Below are 16,899 nucleotides of genomic sequence, written 5' to 3' on the forward strand. Positions count from 1 at the left end.
CAAACCCCGCACCCCGCCGCTAAATCACGCCTCCACGCGCTGGTAGCTCAGTTGGATAGAGTACTTGACTACGAATCAAGGGGTCGGGGGTTCGAATCCTCCCCAGCGCGCCATTCCTCCTCAACAACTGATATTCGGCCGCGTGACGTTGCTTTCGGCCGGTCGCAAGTCATTCTGATATATTATTTTGGGCAATTATATCGGTTGAATATCGCGCAGAAGGGTTCGCCGTCGGATCATTCTCTTCGGCCGGTTGCCGCAGCCTGGTCGCGCCTGCATGCGAAAAATGTCTTTTTGGCACGATTGTCTCTACCCTTTAAGAATGCGCTGCCATATGAAACGCTGTATCAATCCGACCTGTTCACGGTAGGGACAGTATCACAAACGGCAAATTTTTCGACTGGAGCGCACTATGGATGAATTCGTAACACTCAAGGGCAAGACAATCATTGTGACCGGCGCGGCCCAAGGGATTGGCAAAGCCCTGACCGAGCAGATCGTGACGCTGGGTGGAAGTGTCATCGCCGTTGATATGAATGGCGATGGGCTGAAGGCGTTGAAGGATGCCACGCCGAATGTGGAAACCTTCGTCGGCGATGTGTCTGATTCAAGCTTTGCGTCCGACACCGTTGCAGCGCTGACGCAGAAGGGTGTGGTTCTGACCGGCCTGGTCAACAATGCCGGTATCGTCCGCCCCGCCATGATCGCAAAGATGACTGAGCAGCAGTGGGACAGCGTGGTCGATGTTCATCTGAAGGGCGCGTTCCTGTGGACCCAGGCCGTTGGCCGCGCGATCATTCAGCGGTCTGGCGAGAGCGACAAGAATGCGGGTTCCATCATTTTTGTTTCGTCGATTGCAGGCAAGAGCGGCTCCATCGGCCAGATCAACTATGCAGCGGCCAAAAGCGGCATGTTCGGCATGTCGATGACGGCGGCCAAGGAATGGGCGCGCTATGGCATCCGGTCCAATTCCGTGTCCTTCGGCGTCGTCGAGACCCCTATGACCGAGGTCGTACGCGGCGAAAAATTCCGTGACGGTATGCTGGCGCGCATCCCGCGCGGTTATTGGGCGCAACCGTCCGAAGTGGTAAAGCCGGTGGCATTCCTGTTGTCTGATGCGGCATCGTATATCACGGGCCAAAATCTGGGTATCGACGGTGGCATGCACATGTCCAGCTGATCGCGGTTGTCGGGCAAAGATGTTATTCCGCAACTAAGAAACGCAATATGGAAACGGCGCGCGGGCCTTGGCTCGGGCGCCGTTTCTTATGATGCAGGATCGTGGTTCAGCATTGGGCCTGCAAGGCAGCAGCCCAACCAGCACGCGCGCTCGACTGAACTGCCGCAGCAACCTCGCCTGCGCGTGGATGCGCGGCATTCCCATCGAGAAAACGTTTGGCAATACCTTGTTGAATGGCGGCAAGGCGGAACATGTTGAACGCCATGTAAAAATCCCAGTTCGCGATATGGTCGCGCCCGGTGCGGCGGCAGTAATTCGCTACATGCTGGGCTTCATTCGGAATTCCCAAAGGTTCAAGATTAATCCCCACAAGCGATTTGCGCGTGGCCAGCTGCAATCGCCAGGTCATGCAATGATATGCAAAATCCACCAGCGGATCGCCCAGGGTTGAAAGCTCCCAGTCCAGCACTGCAATGATCCGGGGCTCGGTCTTGTGAAAAATGACATTATCCAGACGAAAATCGCCATGAACGATTGATGTCTCGCCCTGGGGGGGGATGTGGTCAGGCAGCCACCGGATCAACTGCTCCATTTCTTCGATCGAACGGGTTTCAGCGGCCCTGTATTGCCGGGTCCACAGATCGACCTGCCGCTGAACAAAGTTTCCGTCGCGTCCGAAATCCTGCAGGCCGATTGCCTTGTAGTCGACGCCGTGCAGCAATGCGATAACGCGGTTCATATCTTCATACATCGCCCTGCGTTCCGCCACGTCAAAACCAGGAAGGGTCTGATCGCCAAAAATGCGGCCATCGACGAAATCCATGATATAAAATGCGCTGCCTAATACTGTGGGGTCTTCACAGAAGATGCGTACATTTGGAACCGGCACGTCCGAGGCATGCAGCGCACCCATGACCCGAAATTCGCGATCAATGGCATGGGCGGACTTTAGCAGTTTGCCCTGCGGTTTGGCGCGCAGAACATATTTATTCGCGCCAGCGGTGACGATGAAGGTGGGGTTCGATTGGCCGCCGGCCACCTGAACGACATCAGCTTCCCCCGCGAAATCCGTTACATTGTCTCGCAAGAATCCGCCAAGTTTGATCGGATCAATCATGTTGGCTGCGGTCCTGTTTTTCTCGGGCACTTTTGTCACCGGCGTCCTCTTCGCTGCAAATGTTGCTCGTACAGTTGGATACAGGGCTGGCAACGCAATACGAGCTAATTAATATAGCGTTTCAAATAGCACGCTTTTCCGGTAATGCATTCATAATGTGGGCATGTCAGGTCTGGTTTGATCACGGCTGGCCGCTTTGATCTGCACCTGTGTCGTTGCAGTCCGGGAAGACAGGAACATTTTATGAAGGTTGAACATGTCGCGCTGGCCCTGGAAAACGCACTGATGCGCCACGCAGGCGTTACGGGACGGGTCGAAAATCTTGTGCGCCTGTCGGGGGGTGCGACCAAATTGACATGGGCATTCGATCTGATTTCAGAAAAGGGGCGTCAGGCACTTATCCTGCAACAGACATCGACGCCGGAAGAGTCTGGCCCTGCTCGGCCCGCCGCAGGTGCAGATGCAAGGAAAACCCCGAAACTCAGCGCCGAGGAAGACGCGTCTGTGATGATTTCTGCGGCCATGAATGGCGTTCAGACCCCCGAAGTGATCTGCGTTCTCTCCCCGGAAGATGGGCTTGACGATGGGTATGTCACAGTCCGGGTTGATGGCGAAACTTTGGGAAAGCGCATAACACGTGACGCTTCATTCGCGCCGGCGCGCCGTTTGTTGGCTGGCCAATGCGGTGTCGCATTGGCGCGTATACATGCCACCCCGACCACCAACCTGGGATTCCTGCAGACGCTTACCCCCGCACAGGAACTGTCGCTGTATGGCGGCGTGATCGACGATATGGAATTGGGGCATCCGGCGTTTGAATATGCGCTTCGTTGGGTGCGTGAAAACCTGCCGCAGACCTCGCGCCAGACGCTGACACATGCCGATTTCCGAACCGGTAACCTGATCGTCGACCCCGATACCGGCCTTCGGTGCATTCTGGATTGGGAAATCGCGCGTATCGGCGATCCGGTGCAGGATTTTGGTGTCCTGTGCATGCGCACCTGGCGTTTCGGCGGCGAGGGTCATGTTGGTGGCTTCGGAAGCCGCGATGACCTGTTCGGCGCCTATGAAAATTCGGGCGGGGCGCCAGTCGATCCAAAACACGTGCGGTTCTGGGAGGCGTTCGCGAATCTTAAATGGGCCATTTCCTGTGTTCGGCGCGGAACGGCAAGAACGCAGGATGGGCGTCCGGCTGGCGTCGAACTGTGCGCAATCGGGCGCAGGATGGAGGAGCCATTATGGGATTTTTTCGAACTTGTAGAAAGCGCTGCCTGATGCGCGGGTCTGACTTTCGTGTGGTTGTCGCCGGATTGATCAATTGCGTAAGGCGGATCAGGTGCACCGCTGCACCGATGAGCCCGATCACCCCACAAAGTCAGACGCGAGAAACGGTATGAGCAGCTCGGTTCCATCTAATGATGTTCTGGTTCAGGCCGCGGCAGACTATCTGGAGCAAAAGCTGCTGCCCGAGCTTGAAGGATATCATCGCTTTCAGACGCTGGTGACGATCAATGTCTTGAGAAAAGTTCAGCGCGATCTTCAATTGCGCGATGATATCGAGCGCCAGGAGGGGCGCTCATTATCCTGCATGCTTGGACATACTGGCGAACTGGAAGACCTTAGGCATGAACTTGCGGACGCGATCCGTGACGGGCAGTTGTCGCTGTCAGACCCCCAATTGATCAACCACCTGCGCGCTTCTTTGAAGGCCGCGCTCTCGGTCAACAATCCGCGCTGGATCGCGCAGGAATGAACGTGCCGACATTGCTTATGCGCCAAAAGCGCCGGCCGCGCGCAATTCCGCGATCTCGGTGGCAGAAAAGCCCGCCTGCCGCAGGATTTCCTCGCTGTGCTCGCCCAGCTCCGGCGGGCGCTGTGGCAATCGCTTTTCTTCACCTGATATCTGAACAGGGCTGTCGACAGTCAGTCCCGTTCCTGGAATGCCCTCTCCTGGCAGAAGGGCTTTTGCCGCGCGCATCTGCTGATCATGCGCGACATCGCCTGTCTTGGCGATTACGCTGGCGGTCAACCCGATGCTGTCAAATTGCTTTTGCCATTCCGCGCTGCTGCGGGTCGGAAAAATCTGATCCAGAACAACCGTCAGATCGCGCGCGTTTTTCCGGCGATCAGGAAGCAGCGCAAACCTTGGATCGCTGATCAGATCCGGGCGCCCGATCTGTTCCGCGAAAAGAGGCCACAGCTTTTCTTCGGCAATCAGGCTGAGAATGAACCACCGCCCGTCGCCGCATAGATAGAAGTTCTGCAGGGCGTTTCTGGGCTCTGTCCTGGGTTGACGGTATTCAACCTCGGCGCCGACCAGTGCCCCTTGTATCATGATCGCATTGGCCCAGGCGCCGTTGGCAATCAGGGATGTCGTGACTTCCGCCCCTTTTCCGGTGCGTTCGCGCCGATACAGCGCCGCCGCAATCCCGCCGAACAGCATCGCGCCCGCGGGCTGGTCGCCCATGCCATTGGCCGCACTCGCGGGCGGGGCATCGGCAGAGGTGCGCACGATATCTGTCAGTCCGCTGCGTGCCCAATAGGTTGTTGCATCAAAACCGGGCCTGCCCGCCTCGGGGCCGGTTTCGCCATAGCCAGTCAACGATCCATATATCAAACGCGGGTTGATACCGGACAACTGATCATAGGTGATTCCCAGGCGCTTTCGGCTCGGGGGAGGGGCGTTCGTGATGAAGACGTCGGTCTCTTCGATCAGGCGATGCAACACTGCCTGGCCTGCCTGTGTCCGCAGATCGAGCGCAATTCCACGCCGGCTGCGGGCAACCTGCATCCACATATAGTTATGTTCTGACACAGGCATATTGGGCAGCTTGTAAACCTTGCGAAAGCCATCTCCTTCGCCGGGTGGTTCCAGTTTGATGACATCAGCACCGAAATCCGCAAGAATGGTTGCTGCGGCCGGGGCCGCAATATAACCAGCCGCATCTATGACTTTCAGTCCTTCAAACATACGCATTCTGGTCCCCGGGTCGTTCTGTCTGTCAGGATATGTTGAAAGAGTTTGGTCAGTCGTGCCCCTGTTCGATCGACTTGGGAATGCCGTTGGTGACGACATCGCAAAATTCTGACATTCCCAAGGCTGTCATTCCATCGCATTCATATTCGGTCAGCGCTTCGGAAATACGGGTGAACGTGCCGGGATCCTGACCCGCCTGCGCCTTGTGCCGCAAGGGGATCAGCGACCGCACCCTTGCTGTCACCTCGTATGATCGCTCTGCCGTCTCGATTTTCGCTACAAAGCCACGATGGTAATACCCCGCGTCCCATTCGGATTTGATTGTTGCCGCCTCGATATGTTCGAAAACGCCATTGCGCATAACATTGCCATTGATCACCGGGGCCTTGTCCGGGCGCCCGTTGACCGACAACAGAAAGCCGAAATCACGGTTGAACGTGACGGGTATCCAGCGATACCAGAAGAAACTGTGCCAGAACCGTGGCCCCCAGGATTTATCGCGATACCCGGTGCCGTTGGACAGCGTCATCTTTTGACCGTCTACCGTGATATGCCCCGTCACCACCGCGTGCTGCTCAAGGTGCCCCCGGAAGACTGCCGTCTTTGGGTCCAGATCATAGGGAGAGCCGTCCTTCTTGACGATTTCACCGCCATACATGGGTGATACGCCTTCGAACTCCAGTTCAATCAGGGCGTGCTTCTTTGGGTTGGTCTTGAAGGCAACGCTTGGGTTGGCCATGTCCAGCGGGTTTTGCATCACCAGAAGTTCGCCTTCATAGCGCGCCATATGCCGCCGAAAGGGGTCTATTACCTCAAAGCGCATGCCGGCCGCATTCATCTCCTTGTTGTCGGATATGCCTGCGCGGCTGTGTATGAACCCGACTTCGCCGCCGGGCAGGTAGACGCAACAGGATACCTCGGCATGGCCTTCATTCGCCCGATTCCCGATACGCATCCACACACCGCCACCTGCAGCCAGATCGAAGGCATTGAAATACATGCTTTCGTTATAGTTAGAGGCCGCTTCGGGGACATGCGTGTATTCGTCCTGCGGGTCGAGTTTCAGCCTGGCGTCAGGGGGTACGATCATCGTTCACTTTTCTTTTTGCAATATGTGGCGATATCTGGATCAATCAGCCGACAATTGATAAATAGCCTTACATAGCTAAGGCTGGCTTATCGAATATGTATGGGACGCTGTTCTAAATAAGTCAACATCAGTGAGGTGTCGTTTCGACAGGGCGGCATCGGTATCTCTTGACTGAAGACTTCCAGTCTTTACTGTCCAGTGATTAGAACGTCGTTTGTTTCGGCCGGTCGTCTCGGCCAGAATGCTCGGCTAATTGTGGAAGTGAAAACCGATGAAAACACGATTTACAGAGCTGTTCGGAATACAGCATCCGATCATGCAAGGTGGCATGCAGTGGGTTGGTGTCGCCGAACTGGCCGCCGCGGTGTCAGCCGCTGGCGGGCTGGGAACCATTACCGCGCTGACCCAGCCAACCCCCGCCGATCTGGCCAAAGAAATAGCCCGCGCCCAGAAAATGACCGACAAACCACTGGCGGTAAACCTGACCATTCTGCCCACGATCACACCTCCGCCCTATGCCGAATATCGCCGCGCGATCATCGACAGCGGTATCAAGATCGTCGAAACCGCCGGCTATGCCCCGGCCGAACATATTGACGACTTCAAGGCGCATGGGGTCAAGGTCATTCATAAATGCACCGCTGTCCGCCATGCCGTTTCGGCGCAAAAACTGGGTGTCGACGCTATATCCATCGACGGGTTCGAATGCGCTGGCCACCCTGGTGAAGACGACATTCCCGGCCTGATCCTGATCCCGGCCGCAGCGGACAAGATCAGCATTCCGATGATTGCCTCTGGCGGGTTCGGCGATGGCAGGGGCCTTGTGGCCGCACTGGCCTTGGGGGCCGATGGCATCAACATGGGAACCCGTTTCTGCGCCACGCAGGAATCCAATACCCACCAGAATTTCAAACAGGCCATGGTCGATCAGGACGAGCGTGACACGATACTGATGTTCCGCACCATGCGGAACACAGTGCGCGTGGTCAAAAACGATATCAGCAAGAAGGTGGTCGAGATGGAGGCCGCCGGCTGCACGTTCGACGATGTTCGCGATCTTGTCGTCGGCACGCGTGGGCGCGAGGGGCAGCGTCGGGGCGATATCAATTACGGAGTCTGGAGCGCCGGCATGGTCATGGGGCTGATCCACGACATTCCGACCGTGGCCGAGCTGGTCAACCGGATCATGTCGGATGCGAACAGCATCATAAAGGATCGTCTGCACATGATTGCGAACTGATACATATGCGGCGCGTGGTTCTTCGCAGCCACGCGCCGAAATTGAACAGAGTTCTGGAGCGAGCCCGGCGTTTGCGAGCCCCTATGCCTATTTGAATGAACGCTCGATCCGGTCCAGTGTTTCCATGGCAGGCAGCACATCGCGAACATCGCCATTGGGACGACGCCCTTCGCGGATCGCAGCGAAAAATTCGCGATCAATCAACTCTATGCCATTGTTCGAAACGGCGACATCGCTCAGATCAATCGGGTTTTCCTTGCCGTCATAAAGGTCGTCATATCGGGCGATATAGGTGCCGTTATCGCAGATATAGCGGAAGAACGTCCCCAAAGGGCCGTCATTGTTGAACGACAGCGACAAGGTGCAAATGGCCCCTGACGGCGTTTTCATGCCGATCGACATATCCATAGCGATCCCCAGTTCGGGATGATGCGGCCCTTCAAGGCCAAAACATTCCGAAACGGTTTCGCCGGTCTGATATTGAAACAGATCGACGGTATGGCAGGCGTGATGCCACAACAGGTGATCGGTCCAGCTGCGCGGTTCGCCCTTGGCATTCATGTTCGATCGACGGAAGAAATAGGTCTGAACATCCATCTGCTGGATTTTCAGCTCTCCGGCCACGATCTTGTTGTGAATCCACTGATGCGACGGGTTGAACCGGCGCACCTGGCCCGCCATGCACAGAATGCCGGTATCTTCCTGAACGCGGACGATTTCCTGACTGTCAGCCAGATTGTCGGCCATGGGAATTTCGACAAGAACCGGCTTGCCCGCCCGCATGCAGGCAATTGCCTGCTCGGCGTGCAGTTGCGTCGGTGTGGCCAGGATGACAGCATCGACATCGTCGCGGGCCAGGCAATCGGCCATGTCGGTTGCGGCGTGACCGATTCCGCGCTCGGCGGCCAATGCGTCGATCTTGGCGCGGGTTGGCCCCATCACGCTGGTCACGCTCACACCATCAATCGCGGCGATGGCATCCAGATGCTTGATCCCGAAGGCACCATAGGCACCAGCTATGCAAACTCTCATGACTGTCCTCAGTTCGTCTTGTTTTCCAGAATGATATGACCGACGGCTGTGTTCGATGCCGGCACATGATAATGACGGTGCACCTCGGTTACATCATCGTCCAGCGCACCCCGCATGACATGCCACATGACCATTTCCACACCTTCCGATCCGGCCTCACGCAGATATTCGACATGCGGTATTTTGCTGGCGGCGACAGGATCCTCGGTCAGCATATCAAGAAAGCGCTGATCCCATTCGGCATTGATCAGGCCGGCGCGCTTGTATTGCAACTGATGCGACATGCCGCCGGTGCCGAAGATGACGACATTCAGGTCCTCATCATAACTGTCGATCGCCCGACGGATCGCCTTGCCCAGGTTGAAGCAGCGGTTTCCTGTCGGGGGTGGATACTGAACTACGTTCACACAAAGCGGGATCACAAGGCAGGGCCATTCGTCAACTTGCCCGAACATCAGTGACAGCGGAACGGTCAGGCCATGATCCACCTCCATCGCGTTCATGATCGTCAGGTCGAATTCATCCAGGATCACCGATTGCGCGATATGGCTGGCCAGCTTTTGATGCCCCTTGACCACAGGCACCGGGCGGGGGCCCCAGCCCTCGTCGGCGGGTTTGAATTCGGCAGCGCATCCCAAGGCGAATGTCGGGATCATTTCCGCCGAAAAGGCTGTGCAGTGATCATTATAGACCAGAAAAACCACATCGGGTTTCTGCTTGGCCATCCATTCGCGGGATTTTTCAAACCCTTCAAACACGGGTTTCCAATAGGGCTGTTCGGTAATGCCTGTGTCCATCGCGACCCCGATCGCGGGCACATGGCTGCAACCGACCCCGGCTGTAATACGTGCCATCAGTCCTTACCTTCCCATTCAGATGTATAGCGATTGCCGTCGATTGACCGCCCGCCCGACAACATCATCGCGCGGTATTCTTCCGACGTGACGCCGGTCATTCTGGCGGCCAGTTCCTGAAACGTGATGCCATCATTGGCGGCCAGTTTCGATGTGTAATAGATATTGCCACCTAACCGCAGCATCTCGTTCCAGTCGCGGTCCAGCACGCTTTGACGCTGGGCGTCGGTCATGGGATAGCGATCAAGATAGGCCCTCTCATCAGCCTGAAACGCCGCCCGGTTTTCAGCAAGACGCAACGATATGCAGAACATATTCAGGTGATAGCCTTCGCGCGAACGGTCCGCATCAAAGACGTATGTGCCTGGAATATCGTCATATTCCTTTTTTACGGTCACGGTTCGGTTCCTTTCAATTCCGGCCTTGCTGTTCCAGCGCCGCAAGGATCGCATCTGCAAGTTTGGCATAATCGCCTTCGCCGATCCGGGCAGCATTCAGTTTCAGGTTGCCGATCTTTTCCTGATGCGCGGCGGTTGCGGTGCTCATAAGGCCTTCAAGGTTCAACTCTTCCACGGTCAGGGCGACCTCGCGCATCTCGGCTGCGCGCCGAACGCCATGTGTCATGACCCGTTCTAACATATAGGCCGATCTGTCGCGCCATCCAAACCCGGGAAAGCTGACGTCGAGAGACTCCAGAACAATATCGTCAACACCGGCCTTTCGCCCGGCAAGAACGCATTCCACAACCAGTGCTTCCAGCCCCTTGATCATGATGGAGCGCGTCATCTTGATTGCCGAGGCGGCGCCAATATCGCCCTGCGCCGTCGTGCAGGACATGCCCATTGAATTCAGGTGTTCCAGCGCGGCACCTGCATCTGGCCCGGCTAGAATGAACGGCGTTCTGTGCAGCCTGGGGTGCACGGGTGCCATCACAGCCGTATCTACATATCGCCCGCCCGCCGCCTGTATCAGAACGGCCGCGTGCCGCTTGGTGCCTGGCGCGCAGGAGTTGCAGTCCAGATACAGCGCGTCGGCCAACTGGTACCGCGCTGCGGACTGCGCCGCGGCATGGGCCTGATCGGCCGTGACTGTCGAAAAGATCAATGTCGCCCCGGCCAATACCTGTTTCAGGCTGTCGCAGCCCTCAACCCCCGCTGCGGCATACTCGGCCAGTTTCGCCGCACGGGTTGCATCACTGTCTGTCTTGATGTCATAGGCGCGCACCTTGGGGGCAAGACCTTCCTGCCGCCATCCAATGACAAAGGCACCGGCAGCCTCGCCAAAGCCGATAAAGGCGATAAGCGGGGCATTGCCGAAATTTGATTGCGAGGTTCCGGACATGTTTTCAATCATGCAGTTTCGAACCGCAGATATCAGCGCAGCCCGGTTCGGCCCAATAAAAACCACGGGGCCAATATTGATTTTTGCAATAGGACATCACAAGGCTGCGCTGTCGCACTCAACATTTCGACTGCTTTCGCGCAACAGCTCGATGAACCGCGACTGGATGCTTGTCGGGCGCCAGCCGCGCCGGAATGTCAGGCCGATCGCGCGTTCGCTGTTGGGAAGATCCACTGCCAGCGGCACAAGCAATCCCTGGCGCTCTTCCTCGCGTATCTGGTGACGTGAGATGATCGTCAGGTAGTTGCCCTGGGCCAGCATCCCCCTCAGAAAGATCAGAGACGACGAAACGGTGCGAACCGGGGTTTGTGGCAGGTCTTGGATGCGCAGTGTATCGTACAGATATTGCCCGGCAGGTGTCGACAGGGGCGGGGCGATCCATGGATAGCGCAGCGTTTCCGCCAATGTCACGTGATCGCGCCCCGCCAGGGGATGCCCGGTGCCTGCAACAATCGCCAGCGGATCGTGCAGCAGTGTTTCCTGAACGATGTTTTCCGATTGTTCAATGCTGCGCAGCGCGCCGATGATCATATCGATTTCGCCATGCTTCAGTCCCTTTGACAGTTCTTCATACGGGCCGTCGACAACCCTGATCTGAACAGCCTTCGTAGTTTGAATCATGTCATGCACTGCCCTTGGCAAAATAAAGGTGCGCGCCAGCGGCAGGCTGCCAATGACGACGCGGCTGTCGTCGTGGCCCTGAAATTCCTTCACCTCGTCCAGGGCCTGGCGAATTTCAGAAAACGCAAGTTTGACATTCATGACCAGCGCCTCGGCGGCAGGCGTCAATTCTACCCGTGTGCTGGTACGGGAAAAAAGCGCAACGCCCGACAGGCTTTCCAGTGTGCGCGCCGAGCGGTGCAGGGACGGTTGGGATATACCGATATGGCGCGCGGCCAGGCTGAAACTTTGCGTATCAGACACCGCGACCAGCGCGCGCAACTGTGCCGATGTAACCAGCCGGTCAAACCCCTTGAAACCGCTGCGCGCGGAACGGTCGCCAATCCTGACAGCATTGCGGGCACCAGTATTGAGCAACGCAAGCGCTCTTTCGATCCGCATAAGAAAGGTTGTCCCGATCTCTGTCGTAACGAAACCCGTGCGCCGTCTGTGGAACAGCTCTGTGCCCAATTGGGATTCCAATTTGGCTATTGCCTGTGTCACGGCGGGTTGTGACAGATGCGATGCCTCTGCCGCCAGCGATATGGAGTGGCGATGCGCGACCTCGCGGAATACGCGCAGGTGCCGGATGTTGGGAATTCCAGCGTTCATTAGCCCCTCGTATGACGTGCTATAGCGAAATATTATACTCTGATATCGGTTTGAAATGGGCAAGCACCTTTCGGGCGGGCATGTTCGCGCCAGCCAAGCCATCTGGAATCCGAGGGAAGTGGAAACCATCATGTCCGACAAAAAAACCGCTCTGGTCATCAGTGCACATTCAGCCGATTTCGTCTGGCGTGCGGGTGGCGCAATCGCCCTGCATCAAAAGCTGGGTTATGAAGTCACCGTTGTGTGCCTGTCTTACGGCGAACGTGGCGAAAGCGCCAAGCTGTGGAAACAGGCGGGCATGACCCTTGAAAAGGTCAAGGCCGAGCGCCGCACCGAGGCCGAAAACGCCGCCGCCGCGCTGGGCGTGAACGACATTCGTTTTTTCGATGTGGGGGATTATCCGCTGGATCTGGGCCGCGAAACCAAGGATCGCATGGTGGATGTGATCCGCGAAGTTCAGCCCAAATGGATGATGAGCCATTCCAAATGGGACCCCTATAACACCGATCACATGAACACGACGCAATTCGCGCTGGAATGCCGGATGATCGCGCAGGCCTGGGGGCATAACCCCGGACAAAAGGTTCTGGGCGCGCCGCAACTGTATCTGTTCGAGCCGCACCAGACCGAACAGATGGAATGGAAACCCAATGTGTTTCTGGACATCACCGATGTCTGGGACAAGAAATGGGCCGCGATCCAGTGCATGCAGGGCCAGGAGCATCTGTGGCACTTCTATGAAAACGTCGCCGAAAACCGCGGTAATCATTTCCGCCGCAACTCTGGCGGGCAGTCAGGCGGGCGCAATGCGAAATACGCCGAAGGCTTTCAGGCGATCTTTCCGCAAACCGTGGATGAGCTGGTATGAGCACGCTGATCGGACAGGCCGGCATCGTCGTTCAGAACATCGAACGCGCCGATGCCAAGGTGGTTGATGCATTGGGGGCATGCGGCGTGGCCACCGTGCACGAGGCCCAGGGCCGCAAGGGCTTGCTGGCCAGCCATATGCGCCCGATCTATTCCGGTGTCCGCCTGGCGGCCTCTGCCGTGACCATCAGCGCGCCGCCGGGCGACAACTGGATGGTGCATGTCTGCATCGAACAATGCCAGGCTGGCGATATCATGGTGCTGGCACCCACCAGCCCCTGCGAGGATGGCTATTTCGGCGATCTTCTGGCCACTTCGGCCCAGGCGCGCGGGGTCAGGGGCCTGATCATAGATGCGGGGGTGCGCGATGTGCGTGATCTCAAGGAAATGAACTTTCCGGTCTGGTCTCGGGCGATCTTTGCGCAGGGCACGGTCAAGGAAACCCTGGGCAGCGTCAATGTCCCGGTCGTGTGCGCGGGGGCGCTGGTCAATCCCGGCGATATCATCGTCGCCGATGATGATGGTGTCTGCGTCGTGCGCCGCCACGAGGCCGAAGACGTTCTGATCAAGGCGCAAAAACGCGAGGCCAACGAGATAGCCAAGCGCGACCGTCTGGCGAAAGGCGAGCTGGGACTGGACATTTATGACATGCGCGCCCGTCTTGCCGAAAAGGGGCTGAAATATGTCTGATGGCGTGCGGGCCATGTGGATGCGCGGTGGCACCTCGAAGGGCGGGTATTTCCTGGCCGACGACCTGCCTGCCGATAGGGCGGCCCGTGACGCGATCTTGTTGCGGGTGATGGGCTCACCCGACCCACGCCAGATTGACGGGATGGGTGGCGCGGATCCGCTGACATCGAAAGTGGCTGTCGTGCGCAAATCGGCCCGCGACGGCGTTGATGTCGATTACCTGTTTCTGCAGGTCTTTGTCGATCAGGCCATTGTCACTGACGCCCAGAACTGCGGCAATATCCTTGCCGGCATCGGCCCGTTTGCCATTGAACGTGGCCTTGTCACCCCAATGGGCGACGTGACACCCGTGTCGATCTTCATGGAAAACACAGGTCAGGTTGGTGTGGCCCGGGTGGAAACCCCTGGCGGCAAGGTGCGCTATGACGGAACCGCCAGGATTGATGGCGTTCCGGGCACAGCCGCCCCCGTGCCGATCGAATTCAAGGATACGGCCGGATCGTCCAGTGGCGCGCTGTTGCCCACCGGCAATGCGGTCGATGTGATTGACGGTATCGCCGTTACCATGATCGACAATGGTATGCCCTGCGTGGTGATGCGTGCCACCGATATGGGGATCACTGGCGACGAAACCCCCGAGGCGCTGGAGACAAACACAGCCCTGCGCGCCCGCTTGGAGCGCATCCGCCTGCTATGCGGGCCGCTGATGAACCTGGGCGATGTCGAAAAGAAATCGGTGCCGAAAATGACGATGGTAAGCGCCGCGCGCCAGGGTGGCACCATTTCGACCCGCACCTTCATCCCGCATCGCTGTCACAAGACGATCGGGGTGCTCGGCGCTGTCAGCGTCGCCACGGCCTGTTTGCTGAAGGGCAGTTCGGCCCATGATCTGGCGGCAACAGGCCAGGGTCGCGAACGCAGCCTGTCGATCGAACACCCGACAGGCGAGATGACGGTCGTGGCGACACTGGATGATACCGGATCCGTCCAGGCAGCCGCGATCCTGCGCACCGCCCGCAAACTGATGGACGGAACCGTTTTCGCATAAGGAAAGAACGATGGACGCTGACTGGCTTGTCTTTCACCCTGATCCGAAAAAACCGGATTTCAAGCTGCCCAAGGGGGCGGTTGATGCGCATTGCCATGTGTTCGGCCCGGCGGCACAGTTTCCCTTTGCGCCCGAACGCAAATACACGCCCTGCGATGCAGGCAAGGACAAGCTGTTTGAACTGCGCGATTTTCTGGGGTTTGAACGCAATGTGATCGTTCAGGCCACCTGCCACGGCAAGGATAACCGCGCCATGGTCGATGCCTGCCGTGCGGCCGGGGATATGGCGCGCGGCATCGCCAGCGTCGGCCCCGATATCACCCGCGCCGAACTGGAAGACATGCATCTTGCGGGCGTGCGCGGCGTGCGGTTCAATTTTGTCAAACGGCTGGTAGATGCCACCCCCAAAGAGGTGTTCCTGGGCATCGCCGACAAGATCAAGGATCTGGGTTGGCATATCGTGGTCTATTTCGAAGCCCAGGATCTGGCCGAACTGGAACCGTTTTTGAAACAGCTGCCCACGACGATCGTGGTCGATCACATGGGCCGTCCCGATGTGGCCAAAGGGGTAAACCATCCGGATTTCCAGCGTTTCCTGCGGATCATGGCGGAAAACGAAAACATCTGGTCAAAGGTAACCTGCCCCGAACGCCTGTCGCTGCAGGGGCCGCCCTATGATGATGTTGTGCCGTTCTGTGCTGCGGTGGTTGATCGTTTTCCAGACCGTGTCTTGTGGGGAACCGACTGGCCGCACCCCAACATGACGACCCATATGCCCGATGACGGGGCGCTGGTCGATTATATTCCAAGGATCGCGCGAACGCCCGAACAGCAACAAAAGCTGCTCGTGGATAACCCCATGCGCCTGTATTGGGCGTGAACCGACAGGAGGACGGGATGGACATATCCGAATTTGACCATCATGCCGATATTCCGGGCACCACATTGTTCGATGGCGAACAGGCCATGAAGGGCTATGCCCTGAACAAGATGTGCTATTCTTTCAACAGGGCCGAAAACCGACAAGCGTATCTGAAAGACCCCGAGGGCTATTTTGAAAAATACGGCCTGAACGAACAGCAAAAACAGGCCTGCCGCGACAAGAACGTTCTGGCCATGATCGAAGCGGGCGGCAACATTTATTACCTGGCGAAATTCGCCGGAATTTACCAGTTGTCGGTTCAGGATGTCGGTGCCCAGCAGACAGGCATGACCACCGACGAATTCAAACAGAAACTTCTGGATGCGGGGCGCTGACATGGCACGAATTCTTGGCGGTATCACCACATCGCATATCCCCGCCGTCGGAAATGCCATCGCGAATGATATGTTCGACGACCCGTATTGGAAGCCGTTCTTCGACGGTTATCCGCCGGTGCATGAATGGCTGGAAAGGGTAAAGCCGGATGTCGTGGTCAATATATATAATGACCACGGCCTTGGGTTTTTTCTGGACAAGATGCCCACCTTTGCGATTGGCGCAGCGCATGAATACCGCAACGAAGACGAAGGCTGGGGCCTGAAGCCATTACCGCCCTTTCCCGGTGATCCGCGCATGTCGTGGCATATCATCGAGCAAATGGTCGCAGACGAGTTCGACATCACATCGTGCCAGGAACTGGCGGTCGATCACGGCTTCACAGTACCGATGCAATTGTTCTGGCCGGGCCTGATTGACAATCCGGCGATGCCGCGCGCCATTCCGATCAGTGCGAACACCGTTCAACATCCGATCCCCACGCTGCGCCGCGCGCTGAATTTCGGCAAGTCGTTGCGCAAGGCGATCTTGAGCTATCCACAGGATGTAAAGGTCGTCGTGTTGGGCACGGGGGGCCTGTCACATCAGTTGGACGGACAGCGGGCGGGCTTTATCAATCGCGACTTCGACAAGATGTGCATGGAAAAGATCGTAGATGATCCCGAAAGCCTGACCAGCATCACCCGCCACGAACTGGTGCGCCAGGCTGGCGCGCAGGGCACCGAATTTCTGATGTGGATGATGATGCGCGGCGCGCTGGGCGACAAGGTTACGCTGCGCAGCCAGAATTATCACATCCCGATCTCGAACACTGGTGCGGGCACGATGTTGCTGGAATGTGCGGCGTGACTCCAGATGAAAGGAGCGCGCCCT

General features: G+C 57.5%; 18 protein-coding genes and 1 tRNA gene. 11 read left to right on the forward strand and 8 right to left on the reverse strand.

Annotated elements, in window-relative coordinates:
- Nucleotides 1-36: 36 nt before the first annotated feature.
- Both ACTCHC_RS03255 and ACTCHC_RS03260 read left to right on the forward strand, forming a co-directional pair.
- A tRNA-Arg gene (locus ACTCHC_RS03255) sits at nt 37-113 on the forward strand.
- A 299-nt stretch (nt 114-412) separates the two neighbouring features.
- A complete protein-coding gene (locus ACTCHC_RS03260; RefSeq protein WP_463021019.1) occupies nt 413-1,180 on the forward strand; it encodes an SDR family NAD(P)-dependent oxidoreductase in 768 nt (255 codons plus the stop codon).
- A gap of 106 nt (nt 1,181-1,286) precedes the next feature.
- Here the strand turns inward: ACTCHC_RS03260 and ACTCHC_RS03265 are convergent, their stop codons facing one another.
- On the reverse strand, nt 1,287-2,390 hold the full coding sequence (locus ACTCHC_RS03265) for a phosphotransferase (protein ID WP_463021020.1): 1,104 nt from the start codon (nt 2,388-2,390) through the stop codon (nt 1,287-1,289).
- Nucleotides 2,391-2,540: 150 nt separating this feature from the next.
- Here ACTCHC_RS03265 and ACTCHC_RS03270 point away from each other — a divergent pair, with 150 nt between their 5' ends.
- Nucleotides 2,541-3,572, forward strand: a complete 1,032-nt coding sequence (locus ACTCHC_RS03270) for a phosphotransferase family protein (RefSeq protein ID WP_463021021.1) — start codon at nt 2,541-2,543, stop codon at nt 3,570-3,572.
- Nucleotides 3,573-3,633: 61 nt separating this feature from the next.
- Entirely contained in the window at nt 3,634-4,050 is a 417-nt protein-coding gene (locus ACTCHC_RS03275; protein WP_463021022.1) for a DUF6285 domain-containing protein, read from the forward strand.
- Between the two features lie 15 nt (nt 4,051-4,065).
- Here ACTCHC_RS03275 and ACTCHC_RS03280 read toward each other — a convergent pair whose 3' ends face one another.
- Both ACTCHC_RS03280 and ACTCHC_RS03285 read right to left on the reverse strand, forming a co-directional pair.
- Nucleotides 4,066-5,274, reverse strand: coding sequence for a CaiB/BaiF CoA transferase family protein (locus ACTCHC_RS03280; RefSeq protein WP_463021023.1), 1,209 nt, complete (start codon nt 5,272-5,274; stop codon nt 4,066-4,068).
- 49 nt (nt 5,275-5,323) lie between these two features.
- Complete coding sequence (locus tag ACTCHC_RS03285; protein ID WP_463021024.1) at nt 5,324-6,364, reverse strand: DUF7064 domain-containing protein; 1,041 nt, start codon at nt 6,362-6,364, stop codon at nt 5,324-5,326.
- 271 nt (nt 6,365-6,635) lie between these two features.
- Here ACTCHC_RS03285 and ACTCHC_RS03290 point away from each other — a divergent pair, with 271 nt between their 5' ends.
- The gene (locus ACTCHC_RS03290) at nt 6,636-7,604 is read left to right on the forward strand and encodes an NAD(P)H-dependent flavin oxidoreductase (protein ID WP_463021025.1); all 969 of its coding nucleotides are present in this window, start codon (nt 6,636-6,638) and stop codon (nt 7,602-7,604) included.
- Between the two features lie 87 nt (nt 7,605-7,691).
- Here ACTCHC_RS03290 and ACTCHC_RS03295 read toward each other — a convergent pair whose 3' ends face one another.
- The 5 genes from ACTCHC_RS03295 to ACTCHC_RS03315 form a co-directional block, all read right to left on the reverse strand.
- The gene (locus tag ACTCHC_RS03295; RefSeq protein ID WP_463021026.1) at nt 7,692-8,636 is read right to left on the reverse strand and encodes a Gfo/Idh/MocA family oxidoreductase; all 945 of its coding nucleotides are present in this window, start codon (nt 8,634-8,636) and stop codon (nt 7,692-7,694) included.
- A gap of 8 nt (nt 8,637-8,644) precedes the next feature.
- Nucleotides 8,645-9,490, reverse strand: a complete 846-nt coding sequence (locus tag ACTCHC_RS03300; RefSeq protein ID WP_463021027.1) for a class III extradiol dioxygenase subunit beta — start codon at nt 9,488-9,490, stop codon at nt 8,645-8,647.
- Nucleotides 9,490-9,888: a protocatechuate 4,5-dioxygenase subunit alpha gene (gene ligA, locus ACTCHC_RS03305; RefSeq protein WP_463021028.1), complete on the reverse strand. Its 399-nt coding sequence runs from the start codon at nt 9,886-9,888 to the stop codon at nt 9,490-9,492. Before ligA ends, ACTCHC_RS03300 begins: the two co-directional genes overlap by 1 nt.
- 13 nt (nt 9,889-9,901) lie before the next feature.
- Nucleotides 9,902-10,831: a DUF1932 domain-containing protein gene (locus ACTCHC_RS03310; protein WP_463021029.1), complete on the reverse strand. Its 930-nt coding sequence runs from the start codon at nt 10,829-10,831 to the stop codon at nt 9,902-9,904.
- A gap of 96 nt (nt 10,832-10,927) precedes the next feature.
- Nucleotides 10,928-12,163, reverse strand: coding sequence for a LysR family transcriptional regulator (locus tag ACTCHC_RS03315; RefSeq protein WP_463021030.1), 1,236 nt, complete (start codon nt 12,161-12,163; stop codon nt 10,928-10,930).
- Nucleotides 12,164-12,293: 130 nt separating this feature from the next.
- Between ACTCHC_RS03315 and ACTCHC_RS03320 the strand changes: the two genes are divergently transcribed.
- Genes ACTCHC_RS03320 through ACTCHC_RS03345 form a run of 6 tightly spaced genes read left to right on the forward strand, consistent with a single transcriptional unit; the run spans nt 12,294 to nt 16,875 of the window.
- The gene (locus tag ACTCHC_RS03320) at nt 12,294-13,031 is read left to right on the forward strand and encodes a PIG-L deacetylase family protein (RefSeq protein ID WP_463021031.1); all 738 of its coding nucleotides are present in this window, start codon (nt 12,294-12,296) and stop codon (nt 13,029-13,031) included.
- Nucleotides 13,028-13,720, forward strand: coding sequence for a 4-carboxy-4-hydroxy-2-oxoadipate aldolase/oxaloacetate decarboxylase (locus tag ACTCHC_RS03325; protein WP_463021032.1), 693 nt, complete (start codon nt 13,028-13,030; stop codon nt 13,718-13,720). The genes ACTCHC_RS03320 and ACTCHC_RS03325 overlap by 4 nt, the downstream gene beginning before the upstream one ends.
- Nucleotides 13,713-14,768 carry a 4-oxalomesaconate tautomerase gene (locus ACTCHC_RS03330; RefSeq protein ID WP_463021033.1) on the forward strand — a complete coding sequence of 352 codons (1,056 nt, stop codon included), beginning with the start codon at nt 13,713-13,715 and terminating at the stop codon, nt 14,766-14,768. The genes ACTCHC_RS03325 and ACTCHC_RS03330 overlap by 8 nt, the downstream gene beginning before the upstream one ends.
- A gap of 10 nt (nt 14,769-14,778) precedes the next feature.
- Nucleotides 14,779-15,648 (forward strand): amidohydrolase family protein, encoded by an 870-nt coding sequence (locus ACTCHC_RS03335; RefSeq protein ID WP_463021034.1) that lies wholly within the window; start codon nt 14,779-14,781, stop codon nt 15,646-15,648.
- Between the two features lie 17 nt (nt 15,649-15,665).
- Nucleotides 15,666-16,025 (forward strand): protocatechuate 4,5-dioxygenase subunit alpha, encoded by a 360-nt coding sequence (locus ACTCHC_RS03340; protein ID WP_463021035.1) that lies wholly within the window; start codon nt 15,666-15,668, stop codon nt 16,023-16,025.
- A 1-nt stretch (nt 16,026) separates the two neighbouring features.
- Nucleotides 16,027-16,875: a class III extradiol dioxygenase family protein gene (locus tag ACTCHC_RS03345; RefSeq protein WP_463021036.1), complete on the forward strand. Its 849-nt coding sequence runs from the start codon at nt 16,027-16,029 to the stop codon at nt 16,873-16,875.
- Nucleotides 16,876-16,899: the final 24 nt, after the last annotated feature.

This window comes from Actibacterium sp. (genome assembly GCF_055134745.1).

Excerpts from the sequence above, each read along its gene's own strand:
- ACTCHC_RS03345 (WP_463021036.1), top strand. The coding sequence starts at position 16,027 with ATGGCACGAATTCTTGGCGGTATCACCACATCGCATATCCCCGCCGTC.
- ACTCHC_RS03285 (WP_463021024.1), bottom strand. The coding sequence starts at position 6,364 with ATGATCGTACCCCCTGACGCCAGGCTGAAACTCGACCCGCAGGACGAA.
- ACTCHC_RS03295 (WP_463021026.1), bottom strand. The coding sequence starts at position 8,636 with ATGAGAGTTTGCATAGCTGGTGCCTATGGTGCCTTCGGGATCAAGCAT.
- ACTCHC_RS03330 (WP_463021033.1), top strand. The coding sequence starts at position 13,713 with ATGTCTGATGGCGTGCGGGCCATGTGGATGCGCGGTGGCACCTCGAAG.
- ACTCHC_RS03300 (WP_463021027.1), bottom strand. The coding sequence starts at position 9,490 with ATGGCACGTATTACAGCCGGGGTCGGTTGCAGCCATGTGCCCGCGATC.
- ACTCHC_RS03340 (WP_463021035.1), top strand. The coding sequence starts at position 15,666 with ATGGACATATCCGAATTTGACCATCATGCCGATATTCCGGGCACCACA.
- ACTCHC_RS03260 (WP_463021019.1), top strand. The coding sequence starts at position 413 with ATGGATGAATTCGTAACACTCAAGGGCAAGACAATCATTGTGACCGGC.
- ACTCHC_RS03320 (WP_463021031.1), top strand. The coding sequence starts at position 12,294 with ATGTCCGACAAAAAAACCGCTCTGGTCATCAGTGCACATTCAGCCGAT.
- ACTCHC_RS03325 (WP_463021032.1), top strand. The coding sequence starts at position 13,028 with ATGAGCACGCTGATCGGACAGGCCGGCATCGTCGTTCAGAACATCGAA.
- ACTCHC_RS03290 (WP_463021025.1), top strand. The coding sequence starts at position 6,636 with ATGAAAACACGATTTACAGAGCTGTTCGGAATACAGCATCCGATCATG.
- ACTCHC_RS03335 (WP_463021034.1), top strand. The coding sequence starts at position 14,779 with ATGGACGCTGACTGGCTTGTCTTTCACCCTGATCCGAAAAAACCGGAT.
- ACTCHC_RS03315 (WP_463021030.1), bottom strand. The coding sequence starts at position 12,163 with ATGAACGCTGGAATTCCCAACATCCGGCACCTGCGCGTATTCCGCGAG.
- ACTCHC_RS03310 (WP_463021029.1), bottom strand. The coding sequence starts at position 10,831 with ATGTCCGGAACCTCGCAATCAAATTTCGGCAATGCCCCGCTTATCGCC.
- ACTCHC_RS03270 (WP_463021021.1), top strand. The coding sequence starts at position 2,541 with ATGAAGGTTGAACATGTCGCGCTGGCCCTGGAAAACGCACTGATGCGC.
- ACTCHC_RS03280 (WP_463021023.1), bottom strand. The coding sequence starts at position 5,274 with ATGCGTATGTTTGAAGGACTGAAAGTCATAGATGCGGCTGGTTATATT.